Origin of the sequence: Pseudonocardia yuanmonensis (genome assembly GCF_039542425.1) — a bacterium.
GTDB lineage: Bacteria > Actinomycetota > Actinomycetes > Mycobacteriales > Pseudonocardiaceae > Pseudonocardia > Pseudonocardia yuanmonensis.
Map to the genome: position 1 here is coordinate 430503 of NZ_BAABIC010000002.1, position 12190 is coordinate 442692.

A 12190-nucleotide genomic window follows, 5' to 3' on the forward strand; every position below is an offset into this window, starting at 1 on the left:
CAGGCGCGGGGGCCTCGTGCCCCGGACCGTCGGGACCGCTCGGCTACGCGAACTCGACGATCCGGGTCGCCTCGTCCCGGGCGCGCATGACCTCACGGAGCCGTGGTCGGGTCCGTGGTTCTTGGTCGGGGTCGATCCAGCGTGGGGGATGAACTCGGGCAGGCCGGTGCCGGGCGGTCCTGGGAGATCCGGCCTTCGCGCGCGCCGGACGGCGGGTGGCCGCCGAGAGGGCCGCGCAGCCACCGCCCGAGGAGGCGGTCCGGCGCCTCGAGGCCCTGGTCTGAGCGTCCACGCCGAACGGGACGAAACGTCGCCAGGCTGGCCCCCCGCCCCGATCCGGGGGATGCTGCCGCCGTGGGCGTGATCCAGAGCAGCAGGCACCGCGTCGGCGGATGGTTGCTGCAGGGCGAGGGTGGACGCTCGCGACCGGGCCCGCACACCCGTCCGCCCGAGCCGGAGAAGCGGCACCCGTGGTGGAAGGTCATGTGCCTCACCGGCGTGGACTACTTCTCGACGCTCGGCTACCAGCCCGGCATCGCCGTCCTCGCGGCCGGCGTGCTGAGCCCGCTCGCGACCGTCGTGCTGGTGCTGGTCACGCTGCTCGGGGCGCTGCCGGTCTACCGCCGGGTGGCGCGGGAGAGCCCGCACGGCGAGGGCTCGATCGCCATGCTCGAGCGGCTGCTGCCCTTCTGGCGCGGCAAGGTCTTCGTCCTGGTCCTGCTCGGGTTCGCCGCCACGGACTTCCTCATCACCATGACGCTCTCGGCGGCCGACGCCACCGCGCACGTCGTCGAGAACCCGTTGGTCACCCACGTCCTCGACGGTCGGAACGTCGAGATCACGCTGTTCCTGCTCGCCCTGCTGGGCGCGGTGTTCCTGGCGGGCTTCGGCGAGGCGATCCGGATCGCCGTCGTGCTGGTGGCGGTCTACCTGGCGCTCAACGCGGTGGTGGTCGTCGACGGGCTGCGCCGGGTCGCGACCGAGCCGCACCTCGTCGCCGACTGGACGCGGCTGCTCGAGGTGCAGTACCCGGACCCGTTCCTCGCCGTCGCCGTGGCGCTGGTCGTGTTCCCGAAGCTGGCGCTGGGCCTGTCCGGCTTCGAGACCGGGGTCTCGGTGATGCCGCTGATCAAGGGCGGGCCGGACGACACGGAGCGTCGCCCGGCCGGCCGGATCGCCGGGGCCCGGAAGCTGCTCACCACGGCCGCGCTGATCATGAGCACGTTCCTCGTGACCTCGAGCCTGGTCGTGACGCTGCTCGTCCCCGCCCCGGAGCTCGCGCCCGGCGGCGCCGCGAACGGCCGCGCCCTGGCCTACCTCGCACACGAGGACCTCGGCGCGGCGTTCGGCACCGTGTACGACCTGTCGACGATCGTGATCCTCTGGTTCGCGGGCGCCTCCGCGATGGCCGGCCTGCTGAACCTCGTGCCGCGCTACCTGCCGCGCTACGGCATGGCCCCGCACTGGGCGCGGGCCGTGCGGCCGCTCGTCCTGGTGATCACCGCGATCGCGTTCCTGGTCACCCTGATCTTCGACGCCGACGTCGACGCGCAGGGCGGCGCCTACGCCACCGGCGTCCTGGTCCTGATGACCTCGGCCTCGATCGCCGTGACGCTCTCGGCGCGGCGCCGGAGCCGCCGGCGGGTGTTCGTCGGCTTCGCGGTGGTGTCGCTGGTCTTCGTCTACACGACGCTGCTCAACGTCGTGGAGCGGCCGGAGGGCGTGAAGATCGCCGCGTGCTTCATCGCCGGGATCCTCGTGGTCTCGTTCGCCTCGCGGGTGGTCCGCGCCTTCGAGCTCCGGGTCACGGACGTCGTGCTCGACGACACCGCCCGCGGCTTCCTCGACTCCTGCGCCCCCGGTCCGGTCCGGCTCGTCGCGCACGAGCCGCGCCCGGGCGAGGCCGCGAGCCCCGCCCGCGACGAGGAGTACCGGTCGAAGCTGGCCGAGGAGCGCGAGGACCACAACATCCCCGACCCCGACAACGTGCTGCTGGTCGAGGTCCGGATCACCGACCCGTCGGAGTTCGAGACGTCCCTCTCGGTGGTGGGGGAGCAGCGGGGGCCGTACCGCGTGCTGTGCACCGAGGCCCCCTCCGCGCCCAACGCGATCGCGGCCCTCCTGCTGCACGTCCGCGACGTCACCGGGAAGCCCCCGCACGTCTACTTCGACTGGACCGAGGGCAACCCCGTGCTGCACCTGCTCCGCTACCTCTTCACGGGCCAGGGCGAGGTCGCCCCCGTGACCCGCGAGATCCTCCGAGAGGCCGAGCCCGACCTGCGACGGCGCCCCGCGGTGCACGTGGGCTGACTCAGGCGGGCTCGGCGCGGGCCGTCCTGCCGAACAGCACGCGGGTCAGCTGCACGCGGCTGGAGATCTCGAGCTCCGTATATACGCCGAACCGCTTCGCAATGCCCTCGACCCGCAGCAGCGGGGCAGCGACCTGGTCGCTGAGCTGCTCTTTCCCGGATTCCATGGCGGAAAAGCTACGAGCGGCGGATCCCGCGGACCATCCCCACCGGACGGCAATTCCGCCCCTCCCTCATTCGAGGGAGGGGCGGTGAGAATAAGCCCCGAAACGGCGCGGCGGTTGCCCTTCCGTTTCGGTTCTGTTTCAGCGCCGGGCGCCGCGAGCGTACTGCACCGGGTACGGGGCGTCCGCGGGCGCGACGCCGAGCTCGTGGGCGGCACGGAGCGGCCAGGCGGGCTCGCGGAGGGCGGCGCGGGCGAGCAGGACGACGTCCGCGTCCCCCTCGTCGAGCACCGCCTGCGCGGCGGCGGGCTCGGTGATCAGGCCGACGGCGCCCGTGGCGATGCCGGCCTTCGCGCGGACGTCGCGGGCGAACGGGACCTGGTAGCCGGGGCCGACGGGGATGTCCTGGCGGGCGTCGAGGCCGCCCGAGCTGACGTCGACGAGGTCCACCCCGTGCTCGGTGAGGCGTGCGGAGAGCTCGACGGTCTCCTCGGCCGTCCAGCCGCCGTCGACCCAGTCGGTCGCGGAGAGCCGCACGAGCAGCGCCTTGCGGTCCGGCAGCGCGGCGCGCACGGCGTCGACCACCTCGAGGACGATCCGGATGCGGTTGTCGAAGGAGCCGCCGTGCTCGTCCGTGCGCAGGTTGGCCAGCGGGGAGAGGAACTGGTGCAGCAGATAGCCGTGGGCGGCGTGCACCTCGACGACGTCGAAGCCGGCGGCGTCGGCACGGCGGGCGGCGTCGGCGAAGGCGGTGACGATCTCCGCGATCTCCTCCCGGGCGAGCTCACGCGGGGTGGCGTAGCCCTGGAAGGCGACCGCGCTCGGCGCCACGGCCTGCCAGCCGCCGTCCTCGACCACGACGGGGCCCTCGCCACGCCACGGCGCCGCCGTCGAGCCCTTGCGGCCGGCGTGCGCCAGCTGGGTCGCCGGGATTGCGCCCTGCGCCCGCACGAAGGCGGAGATCCGGGCCCAGGCCTCGGCCTGCTCGTCGGACCAGAGGCCGGCGTCCTGCGGGGAGATGCGGCCCTCCGGCGAGACGGCCGCGGCCTCGGTCATGACCAGCCCGAAGCCGCCCGTTGCGCGGGCACCGAGGTGGACGAGGTGCCAGTCGGTGGGGACGCCGTCGCGCGCGTCGATCGAGTACTGGCACATCGGGGCGAGCCAGATGCGGTTGCGCGCGGTGATCCCGCGCAGCGTGATCGGGTCGAACAGGGACGGCACGGCGAACCTCCGGGGAGCGGGGTGACGGCGGTCGGTCCGGCCGCCACCACCGCACAACCCCGGAGCGGCGCCGTCATGATCCCGGGTGCGAGAGGCACCACAGGCCGCTCAGGCGACCCGCACCGCCGGGACCCCCTCGACCTGCGGGAAGCGGGCGAACACCTTGGGGTCGTGGCCGGGGACCACCAGGTCGGCGGAGTCGGCGAGCTCGCGGGCACGGTCGAAGCCGGCGTACATCGCGGGGGTCGAGTGCAGGATCGGGAAGAGCCGGTCCTGCTCGAGGTTCTCGTAGAAGTGGGCGGCGTCGGAAGCCAGCACCACCCAGCCGCGGGCCGTGCGGACCCGGGTCAGCTGCATGCCCGCGGTGTGCCCGCCCACGAGGTGGACCGACAGCCCGGGGGCGAGCTCGCGGTCGCCCTCGACCACGTCGAGACGGTCGGGGGCGCCGAGGACCTCGCGGAGGTCGTCGTCCGAGACGAGCCAGCGCTCCCGGGCGATGCGCTTCGCGACCGGGCCGCTCCAGTAGTCGGCCTCCGCGCGCTGCACCACCCGCCGGGCGCGGGGGAAACGGGCGACGGTGCCGGTGTGGTCGTAGTGCAGGTGAGAGAGCACGACCTGGTCGACGTCGGCCGGGTCGACCCCGAGGGCGGCGACGCCCGCGGCGGGGGAGCAGTGGAACTCCAGCCCGTCGAGGGGGACCCCGCGGTCCGGGTCGAGCCCGGCGTCGACGACGACGGCGCGCTGTGGCGAGACGGCCAGCCACACGTAGTAGGCGGTGGGGTGCGGCTCGTCCCAGCGCTCGTCGTAGCCGAGGAAGTGCTGGCCGCGCCGCCCGGCACGCGAGGCGTACCGGACGGCGAAGACCTGGAAGACCTCGCTCACGGGGCGACCGGGGCGGCGGCCGGGTTCTCCCGCGGGACCGGGCGCTCGCCGAGCCGCTCCGTGGGGGTCCTGTAGTAGTCGCGGCCGGTGGCCACGGCGATGACGTTGAGCAGGCAGACGGCGGCGACGAACCAGGCGACCGGCACCCAGTCGGCGCCCTCCGGACCGGCCAGGGCGGCCGCGATGGACGGCGCGAAGCCGGCGACGGCGAAGCCGATCTGGGTGCCGACGGCCATGCCGGACAGGCGGACCCGTGCCGGGAACATCTCGCCGTAGAAGGCCGGCCACACGCCGCCCGTCGCGCTGTGCACGACCCCGAACATCAGGATGCCGACGAGGAAGATCAGCACGTAGTTGCCGGTGGAGATGGAGCCCAGGTAGGCGAACATCAGCACACCGCAACCGAGCGAGCCGCCGATGAACACCGGCTTTCGGCCGACCCGGTCGGCCAGCCGGCCGAAGAGCGGCAGCGCGACGAGCGCGACGGCGTTGGCCAGCACGCCGACCCAGAGCATGGCGGTGCGGGACAGGCCCTCGACGTTCACCGCGTAGGACAGGGCGTAGACGGTGAAGATCGTGCTGACGGTGGCGATGGTCGCGGCGACGACCACGCGGAGCACCGAGGCCCAGTGGTCGCGGAAGAGCACCGCCAGCGGCGCCTTCGCCACCTCGTGCCGGTCGCGCTCCTGCTCGAAGACCGGGGTCTCCTCGAGCGTGCGGCGGATCAGCAGGCCGACGACCACGACGATGGCGCTGAGCCAGAAGGGCACCCGCCATCCCCAGGTCAGCAGGGACTCCTCGGGCAGCACCGCGATCGGCAGGAAGATCGCCGTCGCGAGGATCTGGCCGAACTGCGTGCCGCTGAGCGTGTAGCTCGTGTAGTAGGCGCGGCGGTTCGCCGGGGCGTGCTCCAGGCTCATCGAGTTCGCGCCGGCCTGCTCACCGCCCGCCGACAGGCCCTGCAGCAGCCGGAGCGAGACGAGCAGGATCGGCGCCGCGACGCCGATCGAGCCGTAGGAGGGCAGGCAGCCGACGAGGAACGTCGCCACGCCCATCAGCAGCACGGTGAAGACGAGCACCCGCTTACGGCCGAACTTGTCGCCGACGTGGCCGAGCACGAACGCGCCGACGGGGCGGGCGACGTAGCCGACGCCGAACGTCGCCAGCGCGAGCAGCGTGCCCGTGGCCGGGCTCTGCGCCGGGAAGAAGATCTTGTTGAACACCAGCGCCGCGGCGGTGCCGTAGATGAAGAAGTCGTAGTACTCGAGCGCGCTGCCGATCCAGGCGGCGAGCGCCGCCTTGCGCGGCTGGGCCGCCGGTGCGGCGGGGGTCGGTGAGGACACGAGGGGCTCCCTGGAGTGTTGCTCCGATGCACGACACAGCGGGATCGGGTCGCGACGGCTTATGTACCGCCTGGTTACGTACCGGATAGTGAGTTAGCTTCCGGGCGGTGTCAACCCCTGGCCGCCGATCCGATGGTCGCGCGGCGTCCCGGGTCAGGCCCGGCCGACGTGCGCGGTCAGGTACTCCAGGACCAGGTCGCCGAGCATGCGCCGGTAGTGGTCGCGACGCCCCGGGTCCAGCAGGTCGCGGTCGAAGATGGCCTGGAAGGTGTGCCGGTTCGCGGTGCGGAAGATGCAGAAGGCGCTGATCACCATGTGGACGTCGAGCGCGTCGACGTCCTCGCGGAACAGGCCGGACCGGCGGCCGCGCTCGAGGATCCGGCCCAGCACGTCGACCGCGGGTGCGGCCAGGCCGGGCAGGATCGGGGAGGTCCGGAGATGCTCGGCGTGATGGATGTTCTCGATGCTGACCAGCCGGATGAAGGCGGGGTGCGACTCGTGGTGGTCGAAGGTGAGCTCGGCGAGCGCGCGCATGGCCCGCGCTGGGTCGAGGTGGTCGACGTCGAGCTGCTGCTCCAGGGCGCGGATGCCCTGGTAGGCGCGCTCCAGGACGGCGACGTAGAGGCCCTCCTTGCTGCCGAAGTAGTAGTAGATCATCCGCTTGGTCGTGCGGGTGCGGGCGGCGATCTCGTCGACCCGGGCGCCGGCGTAGCCCCGGTCGGCGAACTCGGCGGTGGCGATGTCGAGGATCTCGGCGCGGGTGCGCTCGGCGTCCCGCTGGCGCTCCGGGGTGCCGACCGGGCCGCTCGGCTCCGCGCTCACGGGGTGCGTCCGGCTGCTCGGCTCACGCGGAGGTTCGGGTGGGGACTCACGGGTCCGACGATATCCGGCTCACGCTTCCCTTCCGTGCTCCGAGCGGGTACAAGTAACTAACCAGTACATTCATCGACGGCGAGGGAGCCCGTGAGCATGTTCCAGGACCGCACCGCGCCCGACGGCCCGGCAGCCCGCCGGCTGCTCACCGGCCTGATCGGGGCGGGGATCGGCCCGTCGCTCTCGCCCGCGCTGCACGAGCGCGAGGCGCGCGAGCTCGGTCTGGACTGCACCTACACCCGCTTCGACCTCGACGAGCTGGACCTGCCGGCGGAGGCCGTCGGCGACCTGCTGGCCCGGGCGCGGGCCGAGGGCCGGGCGGGCGTGAACGTCACGCACCCCTGCAAGCAGCTGGTCATCCGGCACCTCGACGAGCTGTCGCCCGACGCGGCCGCGATCGGCGCCGTCAACACCGTCGTGTTCCACGGGGACCGGACCGTCGGGCACAACACCGACTGGTCCGGCTTTCGCGACGGCTTCGTCGCCGGCCTGCCCGGCGTGCGGCTCGACGAGGTCGTGCTGCTGGGCGCGGGCGGGGCCGGCGCGGCCGCGGCGCACGCCCTGCTGAGCCTCGGCGTCGGCACGCTGTCGGTGCTCGACGTCGACGCCACCCGCGCCGGCCGCCTGGCCGACGCCCTCTCCGGCCGGTTCGGGCCCGCCCGGGCCCGCGGCGGCGCCGTCGCCGACCTCGGGCGCCGGCTGGCCGCGGCCGACGGGCTGGTGCACGCGACGCCCGTCGGGATGGCCGAGCACCCCGGCCTCCCGCTGCCGGCGGCGATGCTGCGCCCGGAGCTCTGGGTCGCCGAGATCGTCTACCGCCCGCTGGAGACCGCGCTGCTACGGGCCGCGCGGGCCCGCGGCTGCCGGACGCTCGACGGCGGGCGCATGGCCGTGCACCAGGCCGCGGAGGCGTTGCGCCTGTTCAGCGGCGTCGACCCGGACCCGGCGCGGATGCTGCGCCACCTCGCCGAGCTGGTCGGGGCGGAGACGGTGGGTGCGGGCGGGGGTGCCGGCCGTGTCGCGTGAGCCCCGCACCGCGATCGCCACGGTGTGCCTGTCCGGCGCGCTGGAGGACAAGCTGCCCGCCGCGGCGGCGGCCGGGTTCGACGGCGTCGAGATCTTCGAGCCCGATCTCGTCGCCTCGCCCATGCCGCCCGGTGAGGTGCGGCTGCGCTGCGCCGACCTCGGGCTGTCGATCGACCTCTACCAGCCCTTCCGCGACCTGGACTCGACGGACCCGGAGCGGTTCGCGGCCAACCTGCGACGCGCGGAGCACAAGTTCGGCGTGATGGAGGCGCTCGGCACGGACACGGTGCTCGTCTGCTCCTCGGTGGCGCCCGACGCCGTCGCCGACGTCGACCTCCTCGCCGAGCAGCTGCACGCGGTGGCCGAGCGCGCCGCCGCCCGTGGACTGCGGATCGCCTACGAGGCGCTGGCCTGGGGCCGGCACGTGGACACCTACGACCGCTCCTGGGAGGCGGTCCGGCGCGCCGACCACCCCGCGCTCGGCCTGTGCGTGGACAGCTTCCACATCCTGTCCCGCGGCTCGGACCCCGCCGCGATCGCGGACATCCCCGGCGAGAAGCTGTTCTTCCTGCAGCTCGCCGACGCCCCGCACCTGTCCATGGACGTGCTGCAGTGGAGCCGCCACCACCGGCTCTTCCCCGGACAGGGCGCCTTCGACCTGCCCGCCTTCCTGGAGCCCGTGCTGCGCGCGGGCTACGCCGGGCCGCTGTCGCTCGAGGTGTTCAACGACGTCTTCCGGCAGGCGGACCCGGCCCGCGCGGCGGTGGACGCCCATCGGTCCCTGCTGGCGCTGGCCGAGGCGACCGCCGCCCGGGGCCAGGGCGCCGATCCGGTGGCGGAACCCGCCCCGGAGCTGCGCGGACACGCCTTCGTCGAACTCTCGGCCGACGAGTCGCTGGCCCCGGTGCTGGCCGCGCTCGGCTTCGCCCGCACCGGCCTGCACCGCACCAAGCCCGTGGAGCGCTGGGAGCAGGGCGGTGCCCGGATCCTGGTGAACCGCTCCGGCGGCCAGGTCGCGGTGGCGGCCCTGGCCGTCGAGTCGGCCGACCCGACCGGGGCCGCGCGCCGGGCGACCCGGCTGAGCGCCCCCCGCCTGCCGCGGGAGCGCGGGCCGGCGGAGGCCGATCTCGCCGCCGTCACCGCGCCGGACGGCACCGCGGTGTTCTTCTGCCGCACGGGCGCCGAGCAGGACTGGACCGGGGACTTCGTCCCCACCGGCGAGACCGCGCCCGGCATCGGGGTGACCGGCATCGACCACGTCGGGTTGGCCCAGCCCTTCGACCACTTCGACGAGGCCGCGCTCTTCTACCGCACGGTGCTGGGCCTGGAGCCGGCCGCGACCGCCGAGTTCGCCGCGCCGTTCGGCCTGGTCCGCAGCCGCGCCGTCGTCGACGCGCAGCGGCGGGTGCGGCTCGCGCTCACGGTGTCGCTGCTGCGGCGGGGGGAGTGGGCGCCGGGGGTGTCCGAGCCGCAGTACGTCGCCCTGGCCGTCGACGACGTCCTGGCGGCCGCCCGGTCGGCCCGCGCGGCCGGCGCACCGCTGCTCGCCGTCCCGGACAACTACTACGCCGACCTCGACGCCCGGCTCGCCCTGTCGAAGGACCGGCTGACCGCGTACCGCGATCTCGGCGTGCTGCACGAGGAGACCCCGGAGGGCGCCTACCTGCAGGTCTGCACCGAGGTGCTGGGCGGCCGGGTGTTCCTCGCGCTCGTCCAGCGCATCGGCGACCACGACGGCTACGGCTGGACGGACGCGCCGGTCCGCATGGCCGCGCACCGCCGCAGGCGGCTGGCACGGGAGCACGTGCGCACCCGGTTGTGAGTGAATGGGGGCGTGCAGACCCGGGTCCTCGTCGTCGACGACGACCCGGCCATCGCGCGGGCCCTGCGGATCAACCTGACCGCCCAGGGCTACCACGTCACGCTGGCCGGGGACGGCACCTCCGCGCTGCGGGCGGCCGCGGATCGGCACCCGGACGTCGTCGTGCTCGACCTGGGCCTGCCCGACCTCGACGGCGCGGAGGTCATCGCCGGCATCCGCGGCTGGAGTCCGGTGCCGATCATCGTGCTGTCCGCGCGGACGGACTCCGGGCAGAAGGTCGCCGCGCTCGACGCGGGCGCGGACGACTACGTCACGAAACCCTTCGGCATGGACGAGCTGCTGGCCCGCCTGCGCGCGGCCGTCCGGCGGGCCGGGGCGGCGGCCCCGACCGGTGACCCCGTACTGTCGCTCGGCGAGCTGACCGTGGACCTGCAGGCCAAGCGCGTCCGCCGGGGCGACGCCGAGGTGCACCTGACCCCGACCGAGTGGGGCATCCTCGAGATGCTCGCCGGGCACCGCGGCAAGCTCGTCGGGCAGCGGGAGCTGCTGCGGCAGGTGTGGGGGCCGCAGTACGAGGACCGCACCAACTACCTGCGGGTGTACCTGGCGCAGCTGCGGCGCAAGCTCGAGACCGATCCCGCGCACCCGCGGTATCTCGTCACAGAGGCGGGGATGGGCTACCGGCTCGACGTCTGATTCCCGCCGGAACCGCGCGGGCGCCGCTGGTGGGGTGGAGGCATGGATCTCGCGGAGGAGCTCGACGGCACCGGTGTCGCGCACGTCCCGGGCGTGCTGTCCCCGGAGGAGTGTGCCGAGGTGGCGGGGCTGTTCGAGGACGACGCGCGCTTCCGCAGCACGGTCGTCATGGCCCGGCACGCGTTCGGCGAGGGGACCTACCGCTACTTCGCCGACCCGCTGCCGGCCGTGGTGCAGCGGTTGCGCGAGGAGTGGTACCCGCCGCTGGCGGAGATCGCGAACGGGTGGGCGGCGCGGCTCGGCGAGCGCACCTTCCCGTCCACGCTGGCGGAGCTGCGGGCGGAGTGCGCGGAGCGCGGCCAGCGCCGGCCCACCCCGCTGCTGCTGCGCTACGGGCGGGGTGGGCACAACCGCCTCCACCAGGACGTCTACGGCGACCTGACCTTCCCGCTGCAGCTGCTGGTGATGCTCAGCCGGCCGGACGTCGACTTCACCGGTGGGGAGAGCGTGTTCGTGGAGCAGGTGCCGCGGCAGCAGTCGCGGGCGGTCGTGGTGCGGCCGGGGCAGGGCGACGCCGTGGTGTTCCCGGTGCACCACCGGCCCGTCCGGGGCAGTCGTGGCGATCACCGCCGCCAGCTGCGGCACGGGGTGTCGGCGGTCCACACGGGGGAGCGGTACGTGCTGGGGATCATCTTCCACGACGCCCCGTAGTGACGACCGTCGTCACCCCCGCCGGAGCCGGTGTGGCGGGGACGCGCGTGCGACCATCCGGTCCGTGGACCCGACCGCGACCGAGGACGCCCCCCGCTGGTTCCGCACCGCGCTGGACGAGCCGCCGGTGCACGGCGACACCGAGGTGGAGGGCGCGCGCGTGCACTACCGCGCCTGGGGCGAGGAGGGCCGGCCCGGCCTGGTCCTGGTGCACGGCGGCGCCGCGCACTCGGGCTGGTGGGACCACATCGCGCCGTTCTTCTCCGCCGGCAACCGGGTCGTCGCGCTCGACCTGACCGGGCACGGCGACAGCGAGCACCGCCGGGCCTACGACCTGGACCTGTGGGCGCGCGAGGTCATGGCGGTGGCGGACGCGGGCGGTGTGGACGGGCCGCCGACGGTGATCGGCCACAGCATGGGCGGCTGGGTGACCGCGACCGTCGGTGCCCGGTTCGGCGCCGAGGTCGACGGCATCGTGATCATCGACTCGCCGCTCAACGAGCAGCCGCCCGAGGAGGAGCGGCTGCGGCGCAAGAGCCGCACGGCGAAGGTCTACGACGACCGCGAGACGATCCTCGGCCGCTTCACCACCATGCCGGCGCAGGAGGTCCTGCTGCCGTACGTGCGCCGGCACATCGCCGAGGAGTCGGTGAAGGCCGTCGACGCCGGCTGGAGCTGGAAGTTCGACCCGAGCCTCTTCGCCGAACGCGTGCTGCTGCGCGACCTGCTGCCGGAGCTCAAGTGCCGCGCCGGCTTCCTACGGTCGGAGTTCGGGCTGGTCCCGGACACGATGGCCGGTGAGATCGACGCCCTCCTCGGCCACCGGGTGCCGATCGTCGACCTCCCCGCCACGGGCCACCACCCGATGCTCGACCAGCCGCTGGTGCTGGTCACCGCACTCCGCGCCCTGCTCCGGCAGTGGGCGGTGGACTCGCTCCCCGACTGAGGTCGGCGGGGCCGGCGGGGCAGCCGCTCGCCCCGAATGAGGTTCGTGGGGCCGGGCGGACGCGCTCCCCGACCGAGGTTCGTGGTGCCCGGCGGGGTGGGCGGGGCAGCCGCTCGGGTCGTCGCTCACACCGGACGGCGCCGCACACCCGCTCCGGCCGGCTCCCACACCCTCGACGCACGTGGCACACCTCGTCG

Annotated in this window: 11 protein-coding genes; 6 read left to right on the forward strand and 5 right to left on the reverse strand. The window is 74.2% G+C overall.

The features are described 5' to 3' along the window. Positions 1–354 precede the first annotated feature (354 nt). Entirely contained in the window at positions 355–2310 is a 1956-nt protein-coding gene (locus tag ABD990_RS04465) for an APC family permease (protein WP_345378504.1), read from the forward strand. Position 2311: 1 nt separating this feature from the next. Here ABD990_RS04465 and ABD990_RS04470 read toward each other — a convergent pair whose 3' ends face one another. The 5 genes from ABD990_RS04470 to ABD990_RS04490 all read right to left on the reverse strand — a co-directional run bounded on the left by ABD990_RS04470 (position 2312) and on the right by ABD990_RS04490 (position 6741). After that, positions 2312–2476, reverse strand: a complete 165-nt coding sequence (locus ABD990_RS04470) for a hypothetical protein (RefSeq protein ID WP_345378506.1) — start codon at positions 2474–2476, stop codon at positions 2312–2314. Positions 2477–2614: 138 nt separating this feature from the next. Then, positions 2615–3694, reverse strand: coding sequence for an NADH:flavin oxidoreductase/NADH oxidase (locus tag ABD990_RS04475; RefSeq protein ID WP_345378508.1), 1080 nt, complete (start codon positions 3692–3694; stop codon positions 2615–2617). 108 nt (positions 3695–3802) lie between these two features. After that, the gene (locus ABD990_RS04480) at positions 3803–4576 is read right to left on the reverse strand and encodes an N-acyl homoserine lactonase family protein (protein WP_345378510.1); all 774 of its coding nucleotides are present in this window, start codon (positions 4574–4576) and stop codon (positions 3803–3805) included. Then, positions 4573–5919 carry an MFS transporter gene (locus tag ABD990_RS04485; protein WP_345378511.1) on the reverse strand — a complete coding sequence of 449 codons (1347 nt, stop codon included), beginning with the start codon at positions 5917–5919 and terminating at the stop codon, positions 4573–4575. The genes ABD990_RS04480 and ABD990_RS04485 overlap by 4 nt, the downstream gene beginning before the upstream one ends. A gap of 153 nt (positions 5920–6072) precedes the next feature. Then, positions 6073–6741 carry a TetR/AcrR family transcriptional regulator gene (locus ABD990_RS04490; protein ID WP_345378512.1) on the reverse strand — a complete coding sequence of 223 codons (669 nt, stop codon included), beginning with the start codon at positions 6739–6741 and terminating at the stop codon, positions 6073–6075. 147 nt (positions 6742–6888) lie between these two features. On the opposite strand from ABD990_RS04490, the gene ABD990_RS04495 reads away from it, so the two are divergent. The 5 genes from ABD990_RS04495 to ABD990_RS04515 all read left to right on the forward strand — a co-directional run bounded on the left by ABD990_RS04495 (position 6889) and on the right by ABD990_RS04515 (position 11993). Then, complete coding sequence (locus ABD990_RS04495) at positions 6889–7818, forward strand: shikimate dehydrogenase (RefSeq protein WP_345378575.1); 930 nt, start codon at positions 6889–6891, stop codon at positions 7816–7818. Continuing rightward, entirely contained in the window at positions 7808–9640 is a 1833-nt protein-coding gene (locus ABD990_RS04500; RefSeq protein ID WP_345378513.1) for a sugar phosphate isomerase/epimerase and 4-hydroxyphenylpyruvate domain-containing protein, read from the forward strand. The genes ABD990_RS04495 and ABD990_RS04500 overlap by 11 nt, the downstream gene beginning before the upstream one ends. A 12-nt stretch (positions 9641–9652) precedes the next feature. Further along, the gene (locus tag ABD990_RS04505; protein ID WP_345378514.1) at positions 9653–10336 is read left to right on the forward strand and encodes a response regulator; all 684 of its coding nucleotides are present in this window, start codon (positions 9653–9655) and stop codon (positions 10334–10336) included. Positions 10337–10378: 42 nt separating this feature from the next. Then, positions 10379–11047: a 2OG-Fe(II) oxygenase gene (locus ABD990_RS04510; RefSeq protein WP_345378515.1), complete on the forward strand. Its 669-nt coding sequence runs from the start codon at positions 10379–10381 to the stop codon at positions 11045–11047. 64 nt (positions 11048–11111) lie between these two features. Next, entirely contained in the window at positions 11112–11993 is an 882-nt protein-coding gene (locus ABD990_RS04515) for an alpha/beta fold hydrolase (RefSeq protein ID WP_345378517.1), read from the forward strand. Positions 11994–12190 lie beyond the last annotated feature (197 nt).

Excerpts from the sequence above, each read along its gene's own strand:
- ABD990_RS04495 (WP_345378575.1), top strand. The coding sequence starts at position 6,889 with ATGTTCCAGGACCGCACCGCGCCCGACGGCCCGGCAGCCCGCCGGCTG.
- ABD990_RS04510 (WP_345378515.1), top strand. The coding sequence starts at position 10,379 with ATGGATCTCGCGGAGGAGCTCGACGGCACCGGTGTCGCGCACGTCCCG.
- ABD990_RS04470 (WP_345378506.1), bottom strand. The coding sequence starts at position 2,476 with ATGGAATCCGGGAAAGAGCAGCTCAGCGACCAGGTCGCTGCCCCGCTG.